We start from the raw sequence: 17,023 nt of genomic DNA, 5'->3' as shown, positions 1-17,023 counted from the left end.
CCACGTAGAGCCGCCGTAATCGCAAGGAGTCCATCTGTGATACCGAGATGGCCGACGCCGTCGAGGCGCCGCACCGCCCAAGCCGGACGGGTCGCCGCGGTCACCGTCACCGCGCTGGCCGCAGCGCTCGTCCAACCCCTCGCGGCGCGGGCGGACACCCCGCCACCGCCACCGTCCGACGCCAAGCTCGCCGCCGAGCCCGCCCGGCACGACTCCACGCGCGAGCAGTTCTACTTCGTCCTGCCGGACCGGTTCGCCAACGGTGACACCGGCAACGACAAGGGCGGCCTCACCGGCACCCGCCTCACCACCGGATACGACCCCACCGACAAGGGCTTCTACCAGGGCGGGGACCTCAAGGGTCTGACCAAGAAGCTCGACTACATCAAGGGGATGGGCACCACCGCCATCTGGATGGCCCCCATCTTCAAGAACCAGCCCGTACAGGGCACCGGCAACGACGCCTCCGCCGGCTACCACGGTTACTGGATCACGGACTTCACCCAGGTCGACCCGCACTTCGGGACGAACCAGGACCTGGAGAACCTCATCTCCAAGGCCCACGCCAAGGGCATGAAGGTCTTCTTCGACGTCATCACCAACCACACCGCCGACGTCGTCGACTACGAGGAGAAGTCCTACGGCTATCTCTCCAAGGGCGCCTTCCCGTACCTGACCGAGGACGGCGAGCCCTTCGACGACAGCGACTACGCCGACGGCAAGCGGGACTTCCCCGAGGTCGACACCGACTCCTTCCCGCGCACGCCGACCGTCGCCGCCGCGAAGAAGGACGTCAAGGTCCCGTCGTGGCTCAACGACCCGACGATGTATCACAACCGCGGCGACTCCACCTTCGCCGGTGAGAGCTCCGACCAGGGCGACTTCTCCGGCCTCGACGACCTGTGGACCGAGCGTCCCGAGGTCGTCAGCGGCATGGAGAAGATCTACGAGAAGTGGGTGCGGGACTTCCGTATCGACGGCTTCCGGATCGACACCGTCAAGCACGTCAACACCGAGTTCTGGACCCAGTGGGCCACCGCTCTCGACGCCTACGCCGCCAAGAAGGGCCGCGACGACTTCTTCATGTTCGGCGAGGTCTACTCCGCCGACACGAACATCACCTCGCCGTACGTCACCCAGGGCCGCCTCGACGCCACGCTCGACTTCCCCTTCCAGGAGGCGGCCCGCCAGTACGCCTCCCAGGGCGGCAGCGCGCAGCGGCTGGCCTCGGTCTTCGGCGACGACTACAAGTACACGACCGACAAGGCCAACGCGTACGAGCAGGTCACCTTCCTCGGCAACCACGACATGGGCCGCATCGGCACCTTCCTGAAGCAGGACAACCCGAAGGCCACCGACGCGGAGATCCTCGCCAAGGACCGGCTCGCCAACGAGCTGATGTTCCTCAGCCGCGGCAACCCGGTCGTCTACTACGGCGACGAGCAGGGCTTCACCGGCGCCGGCGGCGACAAGGACGCCCGCCAGACGATGTTCGCCTCGAAGACCGCCGACTACCTCGACGACGACGAGATCGGCACCGACCGCACCCACGCGAGCGACGCGTACGACACGAGCGCGCCGCTGTACCGGCAGATCGCCGAGCTCTCCAAGCTCCGCAAGACCGACCCGGCCCTCGCCGACGGCGTCCAGACCGAGCGCTACGCGGCCGACGGCAGCGGCGTCTACGCCTTCTCGCGCACCGACGCCAGGACGGGCACCGAGTACGTGGTCGCGTTCAACAACGCCGGTGAGTCCAAGTCGGCGACCTTCGCGACCGGTTCGGCCGGTATGGCGTTCAAGGGGATCTACGGCAGCGACTCCACGGTGACCTCGGGTGCCGACAAGAAGGTCACCGTCACCGTCCCCGCCGGTGCCGCGATCGTCCTCAAGGCGGCCGGCAAGCCCGCCAAGCCCGCCACCGCGCCGACCCTCACCCTGAAGGCCCCGGCCACCGGCGCCACCGGCACGGTCGAGATCGGCGCCGACGTGGACGGCGGACAGCTCAACCGGGTCGTCTTCGCCGCCCAGGTCGGAAACGGCAAGTGGAGGACGCTCGGCTCCGCCGATCACGCCCCGTACAAGGTCACGCAGGTCGTCGGGAAGGACGTACCGGCCGGAACCGCCTTGCGGTACAAGGCGGTTGTGATCGACTCCGCCGGACGCACCGCGAGCGCCACGGCGGCCTCCACCTCCGGTACCGCGCCGGTCGATGAGGTGCCCACCGCCTCCTCCCGCGACTACGTGATCGTCCACTACAAGCGCGCCGACGGCGACTACACGGACTGGGGCCTGTATGCCTGGGGCGACATCGCCGACGGTGAGGCCACGAACTGGCCGGACAGCCATCCCTTCATCGGCCGTGACGCCTACGGTGCCTTCGCCTACGTCAAGTTGAAGCCCGGGGCCTCCAGTGTCGGCTTCCTCGTCATCGACAAGGACGGCGACAAGGACGTCTCCGCCGACCGCACGATCGACGTCACCAAGACCGGCGAGGTCTGGATCGAGCAGGGCAAGACGGACGTCGTGACGGAGAAGCCCGACTACCCGGCACAGGACAAGACCAAGGCCGTCCTCCACTACCACCGGGCCGACGGGAACTACGACGGCTGGGGTCTGCACGTCTGGACCGGCGCCGCGAACCCCACGGACTGGTCGAACCCCTTGAAGCCGGTGAAGACTGACGCCTATGGCGCGGTCTACGAGGTACCGCTCACCGACGGGGCCACCAGCCTCAGTTACATCCTGCACAAGGGCGACGAGAAGGATCTGCCCACCGACCAGTCCCTCGACCTCACGGCCGACGGCCACGAGGTGTGGCTGGTGAACGGCCAGGAGAAGTACTTGCTGCCGCAGCCCGCGGGCTCCGCGGCCGCCCTCGACCTGACCACCTCCAAGGCGGTCTGGATCGACCGGAACACCCTCGCCTGGAACGGCTCCGAGGCAGCCGCCTCCACTCAGCTGCGGTACTCCCGCACCGGCTCGATCGCCGTCGCCGACGGCGCCCTGACCAGCGACGACGAGCGCTGGCTGCGGTTGTCCAAGACGTCCCTCACCGACGCCCAGAAGGCCAGGTTCCCGCACCTGAAGGACTACACCGCCTGGACCGTCGACCCCCGCGACCGCGACCGGGTCCGCCAGGCCCTCGGCGGTCAGGTCGTCGCCTCCCAGCTGGCCGCGAACGGCGCCGTGCTCACGGCGACCGGCGTGCAGATCGCCGGCGTGCTCGACGACCTGTACCCGGCCGCGACCAAGGCCGACCTCGGGCCGACCTTCGGCAAGGGCGGCCGCCCCACGCTGGCCGTCTGGGCGCCGACCGCGCAGAGCGTCGCCCTGGAGCTCGACGGCTCCACGGTGAAGATGAGGCGCGACGACTCCACCGGCGTCTGGTCCGTCACCGGCCCCAGGTCCTGGAAGGGCAAGGAGTACCGGTATGTCGTCAAGGTCTGGGCGCCCAGCGTTCAGAAGGTCGTCACCAACAAGGTCACCGACCCCTACTCGGTCGCCCTCACCACCGACTCCGAGCGCAGCCTCGTCGTCGACCTGGACGACAGGTCCCTCGCTCCCAAGGGCTGGTCGACCTACACCAAGCCCAAGGCGACCCCGCTGAAGGACGCGCAGATCCAGGAGCTGCACATCCGCGACTTCTCGGTGGCGGACAAGACGGTGGCCGCGCAGGACCGGGGCACCTACCTGGCCTTCACCGACAAGGGCAGCGACGGCTCGAAGCACCTGCGGGAGCTGGCGAAGTCCGGCACGTCGTACGTCCATCTGCTCCCCGCCTTCGACATCGCGACGATCCCCGAGCGCCGCGAGGACCAGGCGAGCCCCGACTGCGACCTCGCCTCCTTTGCCGCCGACTCCGACAAGCAGCAGGAGTGCGTGGCGAAGACGGCGGCCAAGGACGCCTACAACTGGGGGTACGACCCGTACCACTACACGGTCCCCGAGGGTTCGTACGCCACCGACCCGGACGGCACCGGGCGCACGGTCGAGTTCCGCGAGATGGTCAAGTCGCTGAACGAGGACGGCCTCAGGGTCGTCATGGACGTCGTCTACAACCACACCACCTCAAGCGGCCAGGCCGACACCAGCGTCCTCGACAAAGTCGTCCCCGGCTACTACCAGCGGCTCCTCGCCGACGGCTCGGTCGCCAACAGCACCTGCTGCGCCAACACCGCGACGGAGAACGCGATGATGGGCAAGCTGGTCGTCGACTCGATCGTCACCTGGGCCAAGGAGTACAAGGTCGACGGCTTCCGCTTCGACCTCATGGGCCACCACCCGAAGGCCAACATCCTGGCCGTTCGCAAGACCCTCGACGCGCTGACCCTCAAGAAGGACGGCGTCGACGGCAAGAAGATCATCCTGTACGGCGAGGGCTGGAACTTCGGCGAGGTCGCCGACGACGCCCGTTTCGTGCAGGCCACCCAGAAGAACATGGCCGGAACCGGTATCGCCACCTTCTCCGACCGGGCCCGCGACGCGGTGCGCGGCGGTGGTCCCTTCGACGAGGACCCGGGTGTCCAGGGCTTCGCGTCCGGTCTGTTCACCGACCCCAACTCCTCGAAGAGCAACGGCACTTCGGCCGAGCAGAAGGCCCGTCTGCTGCACTACCAGGACCTGATCAAGGTCGGCCTCTCCGGCAACCTGAGCGCGTACACCTTCACCGACACCAGCGGCGAGGAGGTCAAGGGCTCCCAGGTCGACTACAACGGCGCCCCCGCCGGTTACGCCGACGCGCCGGGCGACGCCCTCGCCTACGCGGACGCGCATGACAACGAGTCGCTGTTCGACGCGCTGACGTACAAGCTGCCCGCCACGACCAGCGCCTCGGACCGCGCCCGGATGCAGGTCCTCGCGATGGCGACGGCCACCCTCTCGCAGGGCCCGTCGCTCTCCCAGGCCGGCACCGACCTGCTGCGTTCCAAGTCGTTGGACCGCAACTCCTACGACAGCGGCGACTGGTTCAACGCCATCCACTGGAGCTGCCAGGACGGCAACGGCTTCGGACGCGGGCTGCCGATGGCGGCCGACAACGAGTCCAAGTGGCCGTACGCCAAGCCCCTGTTGGGCTCGGTCAAGGTGGGCTGCCCGCAGATCGAGGGCACCTCGGCGGCGTACCGGGATCTGCTGCGGATCCGCTCGACGGAGAGCGTGTTCTCCCTCGACACGGCCGCGCAGGTGCAGTCGAAGCTGTCCTTCCCGCTGTCGGGCAAGGACGAGACGCCGGGCGTGATCACCATGGAACTCGGTGACCTCGTCGTGGTGTTCAACGCGACGCCGAAGGCCCAGGAGCAGCGGGTGGCCGCGCTGGCCGGCAAGACGTACGCGCTGCACGAGGTCCAGGCGGCGGGCGCGGACTCTACCGTCAAGGCCTCGTCCTATGAGCGGGTTTCGGGCACCTTCGCCGTTCCGGCACGGACCGTGGCCGTATTCTCCCGCAAGTCCTGACAAGGGCATTACCTTGGTGGGGCAGGCCCGGTCCGGGTCTGCCCCATCGTGTTGTCCAAGGGCTGAACACACATGGACGTCAACGCACATCTGACAGGCACCACCGTGATGGTCGTGGACGACACGGAGGCGAGTCGGTATGCCATGGGCACCCTGCTGACCCGTGCGGGCCACCGGGTCGTGCCGGTCGCCAGCGGCGGCGAGGCGCTCGCCGAACTCGATACGCGGGTGCGCAAGGGCACCCTGCCGGACGTGGCCCTCGTCGACGTGGGCCTGCCCGACATGAGCGGCTTCGAACTGTGCCGCCTCTTCAAGGAGCGGCCCCACACGGCCGGGCTGCCCGTCGTGCACTTCTCGGCAGCCGGCGTGGCCCCGGTCGACTGCTGCGAGGGCCTGGCCGCGGGATTCGAGGCCTATCTGAAGGTGCCCGCCGAGCCCCTGGAGATCGAGGCCGTGGTCCGCGCCGCCGTGCGCAACGCACAGGTACGAGCGGAGGACCGGGCGCTGGTACGCAGGCTGACCCTGCTGTCGGAGACGATCGTCACCATCCAGGCGGCGCGCTCCCTCCAGGAGCTCACCGACGCGGCCGCCGAGGGCATCTCACGGGTCACCGGCACTCCCGCCGCCGTGTTCGTCCTGGACCAGGAGGACCGGCTCTACCGAGGCCTGTCCCGGGACCGCGTCCCGGTCGCCCTGCCCGACGAGGGGGCCGACCGGGCGGTGGCCGCTCTGCTGCAACGGCTCACCCGGGGACAGGCCGTCGGCGTACAGCTCACGACGGTACCCACGCCGCTGTGGCCGGCCGGGTACTTCCGGCCCGGTGTGGAGCACGACGCCCGGCTGGCGCTCGTCCGCACCCAGGACGGCCGGGCCGTGGTGTGTCTGGCGGCGCCCGCGCGCGGGATGCGGCGGCTGGGCCCGGAGCGGGAGAGTCTGCTGGCCCAGCTGATCCAGGCCACCGCGTTCGCCGCCGAGCCGCTGCTCATGTACCAGGTGGAGCGGCATGTCGCCCTCACGCTCCAGCACAGCTTCCTGCCCCAGCCGCACCGGCTGCCCGAGCTGCCGGGCCTGGACGTCGTGGTCCGCTATGTGCCCGCGTCCCCGGAGACGGAGATCGGCGGCGACTTCTACGCGGCGCTGCGTACCGACGAGGGCGTGCTCACCGCGGTCGGCGACGTCGTCGGGCACTCGCTGGACGCGGCGACCGTCATGGTGGAGATCCGGCACGCGCTGCGCGCCTACGCCGTCGAGGACAGCGACCCGGCCGTGCTCGCGGAGCGCCTCGACCGGATGCTCCAGCGCTACCACCCCGACCTCACGGCCACCGTCTGCATGGCCCTGATCGACCCGGGCACCGGGCGGACGCTGCTGGCCAACGCCGGCCACATCCCCCCGCTGATCATCCGGGACACGGGCAGCGCCGACTACGTCAAGGCGGCCGGACCGCTGCTCGGCGTGGGTCTGCCCCACCCGCCGGCCACCGAGCTCTTCCTCGAACCCACCGACCGGCTCCTGATGGTCACCGACGGTCTGATCGAGACCCGGGGCACGGACCTCTCGGCCTCGATGGAGCACCTCCGCGCGGCCGCGGCCGGCTCCCTGCCGGGCCTGGACGCCCTGTGCGACACCCTCCTGGCCTCCTTCGGCCATGACCGGGAGGACGACATCGCGATGCTGGCGCTGCGACTAGGCTGACGTGTGTTGACCTAGAACAGGAGTGCTCATGCCGCAGATCACCGTCGACTACTCCCAGACGATCGCCGCCGTCTTCGACCGGGCCGGCTTCGCCCGGGCGCTGCACGAGGCGACGGTCGAGATCGCGGCGGCGAAGCCGGAGGCGTGCAAGACGCAGTTCCGGCCGAGCGCGTACACGGCCTTCGGCTACGAGGACCCCGACGAGCAGGGCCACGCGGTCGTCCACGTCACCCTCGGGCTGCTCGCCGGACGCACCGAGGAGACCAAGGCGAAACTCACCGAGGCGGTTCTGGAGCTGCTGCGTAAGCACATCGAGACAGACCAGGACTTCGTGCTGCACGCGTCCGCCGAGGTACGCGAACTCGACGCGTCCTACCGCAAGTTCTAGGACGCCAGCGCGATCAGCCGGGCGGCCAGGTCGGTGAACGGCCCGTCGTGCGGCTCGTCCTTCAGCATCCGGGACAGCAGCGCGCGCATCTCCTCGTCGTAGGCCGCGCTCACCGCGGCCAGCGCCGCGAAGTCGTGGACGAGCTGGGTCTCCAGCTCGGCGCGCGGGATGCGCCGGCCGTCCAGCCAGATCAGCGCGGTCGACTCCGCCAGCGAGATCCAGGAGCGGATGACCAGCTCCAGTCGCGCGGGCGGATTCTCCACCCGCAGATGCGAAAGGATCTGGTCGTACGCGGCCTGTCGTACGGCGTCGATGAGCGCGTTGGTCGCCGACGAGCCGACCGCCGGGCCGCCGCGCATCAACGCCGCGAAACCGGGTCCGTGGTCGTCCACGAAGTCGAAGTACCGCCGCATCACGCGCAGCAGCCGGGTGCCCAGCGGCCCCTCCCGGGGCTCGACGAACCGGCCCGACAGATCATCGGCGGCGCGCTTCAACGCGGCCTCGTACAGGCTGAGTTTGCCGGGGAAGTAGTGGTAGACCAGCGGGCGCGAGATGCCTGCCGCGGTCGCTATCTCGTCGATGGAGACGTCGTCGGGCGAGCGTTGGCTGAACAGTTCGAGGGCGACGCCGATCAGCTGCTGCCGCCGCTCCTCGACTCCCATTCTTCGCCGTACCCCGGTAGTCATGCGAACACCTTACCGATCGGATCCGGCCCGGAACGGCCCGGTCCGGCCACGAGTGTTCACAGATCCAGCACAAGTCGCTCACTTCGCGCCCGCGAAACACAGATCAGCATCGAGTCACCGCGCTCACCGTCGGTCAGCAGCTCGTCGCGGTGGTCCACCTCGCCCTCCAGCACCCGCTGTTGGCAGGTCCCGCAGAAACCCTGCTCGCAGGAGTACAGGGTGTCCGGCAGCTCCCGGCGCACGGCGGCCAGCACGGTGGAGTCCGCCGGGACCGTCAACGTCCGCCCGCTGCGCCGGAGTTCGAGCTCGAAGGAGCCGCCCGGCGCGGTGGCCCGAGGGGTGAACCGCTCCAGGTGCACGCGCGGGAACCGTTCCGCCACCGCCGCCATGAGCCCGTCCGGCCCACAGCAGTAGACGGCGGCGTCCTCGGGCACCTCCAGCGCGTCGAGGTCGGGCACACCGACGGCCACGGTCACCCGGTCCAGCCTCTCCAGCTCGGCCACGAACGGCATCGACTCCCGCGACCGCCCGCAGTACAGCAACCGCCACCGCGCCCCGTCCGGCAGGGCCCGCAGCATCGACAGGATCGGCGTGATCCCGATGCCGCCCGCGACGAAGACGTACGAGTCCGCCTCGACCAGCGGGAAGCGGTTCCGCGGCCCGCGCACCTCCAGCTCCATCCCCTCGGCCACCTGCTCGTGCACCTCGCGCGAACCACCCCGCCCGTCCGCCACCAGCCGGGTCGCCAGGGTGTACGACGAGGTGTCCGCGGGGTCCCCGCACAGGCTGTACTGCCGGACCAGCCCCGAGGGCAGTACGAGGTCGAGATGCGCGCCGGGCTCCCAGCGCGGCAAGTCGCGCCCCTCCAGGCGCAGTTGGACGACCCCGTCGGCGACCTCCTCGCGCGAGGCCACCAGCAGCCGCAGCGCCCGCGACCGGGGGCGCCCGGAGGTCGGTTCGTCCAGCGCGGGCAACGGCCACAGCGGCGAGGCCTGGATCCGGCGGCGCATCGCCCGCCGAGCGAGCAGCGCGGCACCCGCCACGACGGCGACGGTCAGCGGCTTCGGCGGCATCAGACGGCACCCTTCTCGGCGGCGATCGCCGCGGGCGACCGGGTCAGATACGCGACCGCCTGCTCGGTGCAGCCCTCCTGGGAGGGGTGGTAGTCGCGGCTGAGGTAGCGCGGGATGGACCTGAGCATGTCCGGCGTCGCGGGCAGGGTGCCCTGCCGCCCGCGGACGTAGAAGTCCTTGAAGGAGGCCTTTCCGTCGACCAGCGTCGGGTCGTTCTCCATGAAGAAACGGGACCCGCGCTGCCACATGAACAGCAGCGCCGCGAAGGCCGTCGCCCAGGTCCGCACCCGGCGCCGGTAGCCGCCGTCGACGTGCATGAACAGATCGAAGGCGACCGACCGGTGCTCGACCTCCTCGGCGCCGTGCCAGCGCAGCAGGTCCAGCATGGTCGGATCGGCGCCCCGCCGGTCCAACTCGTCGGCGTTCAGCACCCAGTTGCCGAGGAACGCGGTGTAGTGCTCGACGGCCGCGATGATCGCGACGCGCTCCATGAGCCACCACTGGCGCGGCCTGCCCGGCGGCAGGGTCCGGTCGCCGAGCAGCTTCTCGAAGAACCAGTCGACCTGCGCGAGATACGGCGTCGGATCGAGCCCGAGTTCCTTCAGGTGCGGCAGCACCTCGTCATGGGCCTGGGAATGCATGGCCTCCTGGCCGATGAACCCGATGACGTCCTCGCGCAGTCGCTCGTCCCGGATGAGCGGCAGCACCTGCTTGTAGACGTGCACGAACCAGCGCTCGCCGGCCGGCAGCAGAAGGTGGAGCACATTGATGGTGTGCGTGGTGAACGGATCGCCGGGCACCCAGTGCAGCGGGGTGTCCTCCCAGGCGAAGGACACCTTCCGCGCCTTGAGCGGCACCCGGGCCTGCTTGTTGGACATGCGTCAATGTACTGACGGGTAGGGCCTCGGGGAACCCCTCTGCCCGCTCTTGTTTACGCCGGTGTCAGCAAGCCTGCTCCCTGGGCTACCGCAGCCCGTTGACCGACCGGCCGCTCTCCAGGGTTCCCTTCAGCCCGGCCTGCGCGCCTTCCTTCGTCTTCACGGCCAGCAGGTTCCCCTGCGCGGAGCCGCTGACCGCGCCCGTCGCACGGATCGACGCCGTGTTCGCGCTGCCCGCGGCCAGCAGGTACCAGGAGCCCTTCGCCGACTTCCACAGCACACCCGCCAGCACCTGCGGATCCCGCGGCCCGCACGCCGGGACGTTCTCGGCCTGCGCCGCGACCGCGCCGTAGGCCCCGCCCGGGGTGCGGAACTGCGCCAGCACCCGGGTGCCGCCACCGCGCCAGGTCTCGGCCCGCGTGCACACCCAGTCCGCCGCACCGCTCGCGTCGGGCAGCCGCTGCTCGGCGTACGCCCAGGCGTTCACCGTCCGCACCCCGGCGGAGCGCATCGCGGACAGGGAGCAGGCGTACGGCGCCCAGGTGCGCAGCGCCTCGGCGCCGGAGGCCTCGTGGATGGCGCCGGGGCGGCCGGTGGTGAGCCGGGCCGGGACCAGTTCGCCGAGGTCGCTCATGAGCCGGCTGCCGCCCCGGCCGTTCACCTGGAGGACGTTCCAGGACGTGCAGCCGCCGTTCTGCTGGACGGGGCCGGACAGCGGAGAGGTCACCCCGTCGGTCAGGGTGAGGGGCATCGCGCCGGAGGAGGGCTTCAGCAGATCCCGTTCGGCGGCCTTCGTCACCCAAGGCGCCATCAGATAGCGGACGTTGCCGTCGGCCCGGCCCAGCACGACCGCGCTCGCCTCGGCCGGCGTCGCGCCGTCGACCCGGGCGAAGTCGAGGGCCGCGCCCTGCGTGCCGTCCTTCGGCTCGGCGTAGCGGGCGATGCGCAGACCGTCGTAGAGGATCACCACGCGGGCGTTGTCGACGAGCCCGGCGTACAGGAGCTGGGTCGGGCCGGCGGGGCCGCCGGCCGGGGTGCCGGGGGTCGCGGAGACCCGGACCGTCTCGCCGGGGCGGGCCCAGACGGCGAGGGCGCGGCGCAGGAGCGCGGTGTCGTCGGTGAGGTCGCCGCGGGCGGGCCACACGGAGAAGTCGTTGCGGGAGGCGGCCTGCCAGGCGGTCGCCGGGACCCGGGTCAGTTGCCCCGGGTCGAGGGCGGCCTGGGCGGCCGGGTTCCGCGCGTACGAGGGTGCGGCCGCGCCGTCCGGTCCCCAGCCGTCGCCGGGCAGGCCGAGCAGGGCCCCGCACACGCCGATGGCCACGGCGGCGGCGAGGGCGGCCTTCAGATGCTGGCGCCGCCGCATCAGGTCGGTGGGGCGGGCCTGGAGGGAGCAGGGGTCGAACTCGGGGGAGTCGAGGAGCGGGTACCGGTCGGCAGGGACGGTGCCGGCCTCCTCCAGCGCCTCGTCCGGCTCCGCCACCCCGGCCGCCGTCAGCACCCGGCGCACATCACCGTCCGGGAGCCGCTCCAGGCCGCGCAGCACATAGGCGGCGCGGGCCGGGCCGGACAGGGCGGACAACTGCTGGTCCAGGGCGAGTTCGTCGGCGCCGCCCGAGCGGGGGAAGAGCCTGAGGCCCCACACCTGGGGGAGCAGCGGCGGCAGCTGGGAGCGCCTGGGGCGCGTCCTGAAGGTGAGCGGCAGGCCCGCCTCCAGTGCCGTACGCAGCACCTGGAGGCGGACGAAGGCGTACCCGGGGTCGCCGTCGCGGCCGGTCGACTGGGCCGGGATGACGGGGGTCGCGGCCCGGCCCCGGGGCAGGGCACGCTGGGTGAGGGCGTGCGCGGTCAGGACCCGCCGGTTGCGGCCGAGGCTCGGCGGCAGCACCAGATAGGCGAGCCGGACGAGCCGTGGGTAGTGCTCGACGAGCGCGGCCTCGGCCTGTTCGACATCGACGAACGGTTCGGCGGAGGAGGCGGGTGCGGGGCTCGGGGCGACATCCTGTGACTGCACGTTCAGCAGAACGAGCGAATCGTGGGTTGGTCACCGCCACCCGGGTGACCTCAGGTCGCCGCGGGGTCCTCGGGCTCCACCAGGGCGCGCGCGTAGTTCGCCATCGACCGCTGGTAACGCGGCAGATGAGGGGCCAGCGCACCCAGGACGAGGGAGAGCCCCTCACGGTCCCGGCCGAGGCTGGACAGACACAGCGCGAGAGTCGCTCGTACGGCGTCGTCCAACTCGTCCGAAGGGCCGTCCAGTTCGGGTGTCAGCAGCTTGACGCCCTCCTCGGCCTGCCCGATGTTCCGCAGCGAGCTGGACAGCTGGATCTTGGCGCGGCGGCCCTTGTAGCCGGTCAGGCCCAGTGCCAGCGCCTCCCGGTACAGCGGGGCGGCCCGGTCGGAGTGGCCGGTCGAGTCCCAGGCGCAGGCCCGCTCGAACGGGGCGTCGGGGCTGCCGTCGGGGAGTTCGGCGACGAGGGTGTCGATCACCGCGCGGAAGTCGGCCGCTCTCTCCTCGGGGTAGTCGTCGAAGGTGGCCCAGGCGGCCGTGATCCGTTTTTCCCAGTCGTCGTTCACCGGCACACTTTCGCACGGGTGTGCCCACGGGGACAGCGGATTTGAGCAGACCTTGGCCCACGGCCGTATGGATGGGGACGGGCACCCAGGCCCACGGGATGGTTCCGGAGGAACAGATGAGGTTGACCCGACCGATGCTCGCGGCCGCCGCGGCGGCTCTCCTGCTCACCGGCTGCGGATCCGGCGACGACGACAAGGCCGCCGTACCGGAGACGGCGACCGGCAGCCTGGAGCATCTGGCCGCCGAGGTGGGCTGCGAGCCGACGATGCAGATCGACGCCGACGAGATCCGCCAGGCCTCGTGCCGCAAGAGCGACGCCGACGGCAAGTTCATCCTGGCCACCTTCGCCACCGACCGCGGCCAGCGCGAGTGGATCAACGGGGCCAAGGACTACGGCGGCCACTACCTCGTCGGCCGCAAGTGGATCGCCGTCGGCGAGACGAAGACCGTGACCACGCTGCGCGCCACCCTCGGCGGCGACATCGAGGAGGGCCAGGACCACTCCGCGCACACGGGAAGCCACTCGACGAGTCACTGAATGAGTCACTGAACGAGTCGCTGAACGCGCGAGAAGGCCGGCGGTGGGAAATCCCACCGCCGGCCTTCTCATTGCTCAGGCGCTAGCTCACTGGCACTTCTTGCCGGTGTTGATGCAGTTGACCATCTTGTTCATCGTGTTCGCGGAGAAGAAGTTGATGAAGTCGTTGTGGTCGGTGATCGGCTTGTGGATGTTCTCCGGGAAGGTGTCCACCGCGTACGGGTTCACGACCGTCCCGTTCTGCAGCTTCGGGGCCGGAACGTTGTAGACCAGCCGGACCTGGAGCTGCGGGATCGCCTTGAAGTTGTTGGCGCAGGTGCCGTCGGCCTGGACGAACGCCACGTGGGTGCGGTGGTTGGCGCTGTCGATGTTCTGGCCGTCCCAGCAGCTCTGGAAGTTGGTCGTGCGGACGACCTGGCTGCCCTGCGGGCAGATCGGGTACTTGTCCTTCAGCTGGACCTTGTTCTCGAAGCCGGTGCAGGACCAGTTCACGTTGGCGTTGGCGTTGCCGTTGACGAAGGCCTTGGCGTCACCGGTGATGATGCGCAGGGCCGTCGGCATCGCGACGACATTGCCCTTCTTGTTGCCGACGAACTTCAGCTGGGCCTGGGCCGGCTGGAGGATCTTGCCGACGTTGCCCTCCTTGCCGCCGCCGTCGTTGTTCTGGTCGAAGTCCTGCGTGCCGTCCTGCAGACGCAGCACCGGCCAGAAGTACGAGGACTTGTCGCCCTGGTTCTGGCACGTGGTCTGGGCCCCGGCCAGTTCCTGGTCGCTCGCGAACGCGTCGTTGCTCTGGTTGCCGACGTAGTCGTGCAGGTGGTGGGCACCGTTGGAGACACCCGGGGCGACGATCACGTTGTCCGTGTTGTGGTTGTCGTTCCCGTTGGTGCCGCACTTGGTGGTGAAGGTGCCTCGCGAACCGGACTGGCCGTTGGCCGGGAGGCCGTTCGCGCCGACGCCCAGCTGGGCGTTGCCCTGGACCTTCGTGATGTCCACGAAGTCCGCGGCCACCGGGCCGTTGCCGCCCTGGCCGTTCTGCTGCTGACCGCCCTGCTGCTGGCCACCGTTCTGCTGGCCACCGTTCTGCTGGCCGCCCTGCTGCTGGCCGCCGTTCTGCTGCTGACCGCCCTGCTGCTGGCCGCCGTTCTGCTGCTGACCGCCGTTGTTCTGACCGGCGTTGGTCTGCTGGGCAGGGACTCCGGTGCACGCGGCGAACTGGCCCAGGTTGGGGTTGGCGCCGCCGGAGCGCTGGATGTTGATTCGGATCCGGTCCAGAGCCGCGGTCCGCTTGTCCTTGAGCGGGCCGAGGATCGCGTTCTGGACGAAGCCCGAGTCGTTCGTCTGCGCCTGGCGCGTCGAAGCGAGTCGGGCGTATGCCTCGGTGATCTGCTTGTCCAGATTCGCCAGCTCCGTACTCACGCCGGACCGGGCGCCGTTCGGGACGTTCGTCAGCTTCTGGCCGACATCCGGGCACTGGATCGTGGCGATCTGTGCCCCGGCGGCCTTCACCTGGTTCTGTCCCGAGTTCGACTCATGCGCCGAAGCGTAGAAGTTCGCCCAGACAAGCCCGCCCCCACCGAGCGCTAGGGCTGCCGACCCGGCCACGACCTTGGTGGTCATCGACGTACGGCGTTTGCGATTGTTGCGTCCCATGGAACTCCTCTGACTTCCTTGCGGGGCTATCGAGGCGCCCGACAGGAGTGAAGCGGCGCAGTTCCATACGGACGCCGTCCCACGGGTGTTCAGCCGTCCCACAAACAAATCAGAGGATTGCTCGGCCGCCTGGTCTCAACGGCGGCCTGAGCAGCGGAAGTTACACAGAATCAGCGAACTGTCACCGGCCCTGGTCCAGATAGGCCAGGACCGCCAGTACGCGTCGATTGTCGTCGTCCGACACCTCCAGGCCCAATTTGGCGAAGATATTGGAGGTGTGCTTGGCAATGGCCCGTTCTGTGACGACGAGCTGTCCCGCGATCGCCGCGTTGGAGCGGCCCTGAGCCATCAGCTCCAGCACCTCCAGCTCCCGGGCGGTAAGCCGGCCGAGCGGCTGGTCGGCGGCGGCCCGCCGGGTCAGCAGCTGCTGGATCACCTGCGGGTCCATCGCCGTCCCTCCCGCCGCCACCCGGTGCACCGCGTCCACGAACTGCGTCGCGTCGAACACCCGGTCCTTCAGCAGATACCCCACCCCGCCGGTGCCGTCCGCCAGCAGCTCACGCGCGTACAGCTGCTCCACGTGCTGCGACAGCACCAGCACCGGAAGCCCGGGCCGGGCCCGCCGGGCGTCGAGCGCGCACTGGAGCCCCTCGTCGGTGTGCGTCGGCGGCAGCCGTACGTCGACCACGGCGACGTCCGGCTCCAGCTCGGCCAGCGCCCGGGCGAGCTCGGGGCCGGACTCGACGGCCGCGGCGATCTCGAAGTCATGGGCTTCCAGCAACCGGACCAGTCCGTCGCGCAGCAGGAACAGGTCTTCGGCTAGGACAACACGCAAGGGATCTCCATGGTGACCATGGTGGGACCGCCCGCGGGAGAGCTGACGGCCAGGACGCCGTCGAATGTACCGAGCCGGCGCTCGACCCCGGCCAGACCCGAGCCCGCCCCGATCACCGCACCGCCCCTGCCGTCGTCGGTGACGGTGACCCGCAGCATGCCCTCGGCGTGATGCAGGTCGACCCACAGCCGGTCGGCGCCGGAGTGCTTCACGGCGTTGGTGAGGACCTCGCTGATCGCGAAGTACGCCGCCGACTCCACCGGCGCGTCCGCCCGCCCGGGCAGCTCCACCGTCACCTCGGAGGGCAGCGGCAGCCGCAGCGCCAACGCCCGTACGGCGTCCCCGAGTCCCCGCTCGGCCAGCACCGGCGGATGGATCCCGCGCACCAGGTCGCGCAGTTCGGCCAGGGCGTCCACGGACGACTTACGGGCCTGCGCGAGCAACTCCCGCGCTTTCTCCGGGTCCTTGTCGAGGAGCATCTCGATGGTGCCCAGGTCCATGCCCATGGCGACCAGCCGGGCCTGCGCCCCGTCGTGCAGATCCCGCTCGATGCGCCGCAGCTCGGCGGCCGAGGTGTCCACGGCGTCCCGCCGGGTCTCGGTCAACACCCGAACCCGCTCGGCGAGTTCACCCTGACCGGCGCCCAGGACGACCCGGGTGAGCCGGAAGTGCGCCTGGAACACCCGGGACGTGAAGAAGTGCGCGAAGAAGAGGATGACGAGCCCGAGGGCACCGGCGGCCAGCGCGGAGGCCTGCCCCGTGACGGGCACGAACCCGTACCAGTACCCGTCGGGGAACACCCGCCACAGCCCCGCCGCCAGCGCCAGCCCCTCCAGCGGATAGAGCACGAGCGCGGCCGGCAGCAGCGCGGTGACGAAGCCCGCCGTCATGTCGACCGGCAACCACCGCAGGTCCCGCCAGGTCGCCGGGTCCCGGAGCATGCCGAAGGTGCGCGCCCACGGGTTCGCGTCCTTCGGGATCGGCCGGTACGTCGACGGGATCCGCACCCCGCCCCACTCGGCGGCGAGCACCCGCCGCCAGTCCGCGAACGCCCGCACCCCCGTGAGCACCCAGGGCGTGGTGACGATGCCGACGCCGATCGGGATGAGCGCGAGGGACACCATCGAGAGCGTGAAACAGAGCACGGCCCCCGGCAGCGTCACCAGCGCCAGTCCCAACCCCCGAAGCGCCGCCAGCGCCATGCCCTTTGCCCCGGTACGGCCGTTGCCGTCCTGTGTCTCGATGTCCATG

12 protein-coding genes are annotated in these 17,023 nt (G+C 70.3%); 4 read left to right on the top strand and 8 right to left on the bottom strand.

Annotation, left to right across the window (positions count from 1 at the left end; all coding sequences use genetic code 11):
* Window positions 1–36 precede the first annotated feature (36 nt).
* From pulA to ABKA17_RS44990, 3 genes are all read left to right on the top strand, one after another.
* The gene (gene pulA, locus ABKA17_RS45000; protein ID WP_353698251.1) at window positions 37–5,451 is read left to right on the top strand and encodes a pullulanase-type alpha-1,6-glucosidase; all 5,415 of its coding nucleotides are present in this window, start codon (window positions 37–39) and stop codon (window positions 5,449–5,451) included.
* Between the two features lie 72 nt (window positions 5,452–5,523).
* On the top strand, window positions 5,524–7,146 hold the full coding sequence (locus tag ABKA17_RS44995) for a SpoIIE family protein phosphatase (protein ID WP_353698250.1): 1,623 nt from the start codon (window positions 5,524–5,526) through the stop codon (window positions 7,144–7,146).
* Window positions 7,147–7,174: 28 nt separating this feature from the next.
* Window positions 7,175–7,534, top strand: a complete 360-nt coding sequence (locus ABKA17_RS44990) for a 5-carboxymethyl-2-hydroxymuconate Delta-isomerase (protein ID WP_353698249.1) — start codon at window positions 7,175–7,177, stop codon at window positions 7,532–7,534.
* Here the strand turns inward: ABKA17_RS44990 and ABKA17_RS44985 are convergent.
* From ABKA17_RS44985 to ABKA17_RS44965, 5 genes are all read right to left on the bottom strand, one after another.
* Window positions 7,531–8,220 carry a TetR/AcrR family transcriptional regulator gene (locus tag ABKA17_RS44985; RefSeq protein WP_353698248.1) on the bottom strand — a complete coding sequence of 230 codons (690 nt, stop codon included), beginning with the start codon at window positions 8,218–8,220 and terminating at the stop codon, window positions 7,531–7,533. The genes ABKA17_RS44990 and ABKA17_RS44985 overlap by 4 nt on opposite strands.
* 56 nt (window positions 8,221–8,276) lie before the next feature.
* The gene (locus tag ABKA17_RS44980) at window positions 8,277–9,293 is read right to left on the bottom strand and encodes a PDR/VanB family oxidoreductase (protein ID WP_353698247.1); all 1,017 of its coding nucleotides are present in this window, start codon (window positions 9,291–9,293) and stop codon (window positions 8,277–8,279) included.
* Window positions 9,293–10,171 carry a metal-dependent hydrolase gene (locus ABKA17_RS44975; RefSeq protein ID WP_353698246.1) on the bottom strand — a complete coding sequence of 293 codons (879 nt, stop codon included), beginning with the start codon at window positions 10,169–10,171 and terminating at the stop codon, window positions 9,293–9,295. Before ABKA17_RS44975 ends, ABKA17_RS44980 begins: the two co-directional genes overlap by 1 nt.
* An 85-nt stretch (window positions 10,172–10,256) precedes the next feature.
* Window positions 10,257–12,182 carry a hypothetical protein gene (locus tag ABKA17_RS44970; RefSeq protein ID WP_353698245.1) on the bottom strand — a complete coding sequence of 642 codons (1,926 nt, stop codon included), beginning with the start codon at window positions 12,180–12,182 and terminating at the stop codon, window positions 10,257–10,259.
* 50 nt (window positions 12,183–12,232) lie between these two features.
* Complete coding sequence (locus ABKA17_RS44965) at window positions 12,233–12,745, bottom strand: tetratricopeptide repeat protein (protein ID WP_353698244.1); 513 nt, start codon at window positions 12,743–12,745, stop codon at window positions 12,233–12,235.
* Window positions 12,746–12,861: 116 nt separating this feature from the next.
* Here ABKA17_RS44965 and ABKA17_RS44960 point away from each other — a divergent pair, with 116 nt between their 5' ends.
* On the top strand, window positions 12,862–13,284 hold the full coding sequence (locus ABKA17_RS44960; protein ID WP_353698243.1) for a hypothetical protein: 423 nt from the start codon (window positions 12,862–12,864) through the stop codon (window positions 13,282–13,284).
* Between the two features lie 87 nt (window positions 13,285–13,371).
* Here ABKA17_RS44960 and ABKA17_RS44955 read toward each other — a convergent pair whose 3' ends face one another.
* The 3 genes from ABKA17_RS44955 to ABKA17_RS44945 form a co-directional block, all read right to left on the bottom strand.
* Window positions 13,372–14,937 carry a DUF1996 domain-containing protein gene (locus tag ABKA17_RS44955; protein WP_353698242.1) on the bottom strand — a complete coding sequence of 522 codons (1,566 nt, stop codon included), beginning with the start codon at window positions 14,935–14,937 and terminating at the stop codon, window positions 13,372–13,374.
* A gap of 181 nt (window positions 14,938–15,118) precedes the next feature.
* Window positions 15,119–15,772: a response regulator transcription factor gene (locus ABKA17_RS44950; protein WP_353698241.1), complete on the bottom strand. Its 654-nt coding sequence runs from the start codon at window positions 15,770–15,772 to the stop codon at window positions 15,119–15,121.
* Window positions 15,757–17,022: a sensor histidine kinase gene (locus ABKA17_RS44945; RefSeq protein WP_353698240.1), complete on the bottom strand. Its 1,266-nt coding sequence runs from the start codon at window positions 17,020–17,022 to the stop codon at window positions 15,757–15,759. The genes ABKA17_RS44950 and ABKA17_RS44945 overlap by 16 nt, the downstream gene beginning before the upstream one ends.
* Between the last annotated feature and the right edge of the window lies 1 nt (window position 17,023).

This window comes from Streptomyces sp. RG80 (assembly GCF_040446465.1).
Classification (GTDB): Bacteria; Actinomycetota; Actinomycetes; order Streptomycetales; family Streptomycetaceae; genus Streptomyces.
Note: the sequence above shows the minus strand (reverse complement) of the source record. Positions and strands in the feature narration are given on the sequence as shown.

Excerpts from the sequence above, each read along its gene's own strand:
- ABKA17_RS44995 (WP_353698250.1), top strand. The coding sequence starts at position 5,524 with ATGGACGTCAACGCACATCTGACAGGCACCACCGTGATGGTCGTGGAC.
- ABKA17_RS44990 (WP_353698249.1), top strand. The coding sequence starts at position 7,175 with ATGCCGCAGATCACCGTCGACTACTCCCAGACGATCGCCGCCGTCTTC.
- ABKA17_RS44985 (WP_353698248.1), bottom strand. The coding sequence starts at position 8,220 with ATGACTACCGGGGTACGGCGAAGAATGGGAGTCGAGGAGCGGCGGCAG.
- ABKA17_RS44980 (WP_353698247.1), bottom strand. The coding sequence starts at position 9,293 with ATGCCGCCGAAGCCGCTGACCGTCGCCGTCGTGGCGGGTGCCGCGCTG.
- ABKA17_RS44975 (WP_353698246.1), bottom strand. The coding sequence starts at position 10,171 with ATGTCCAACAAGCAGGCCCGGGTGCCGCTCAAGGCGCGGAAGGTGTCC.
- ABKA17_RS44960 (WP_353698243.1), top strand. The coding sequence starts at position 12,862 with ATGAGGTTGACCCGACCGATGCTCGCGGCCGCCGCGGCGGCTCTCCTG.
- ABKA17_RS44955 (WP_353698242.1), bottom strand. The coding sequence starts at position 14,937 with ATGGGACGCAACAATCGCAAACGCCGTACGTCGATGACCACCAAGGTC.
- ABKA17_RS44945 (WP_353698240.1), bottom strand. The coding sequence starts at position 17,022 with ATGGACATCGAGACACAGGACGGCAACGGCCGTACCGGGGCAAAGGGC.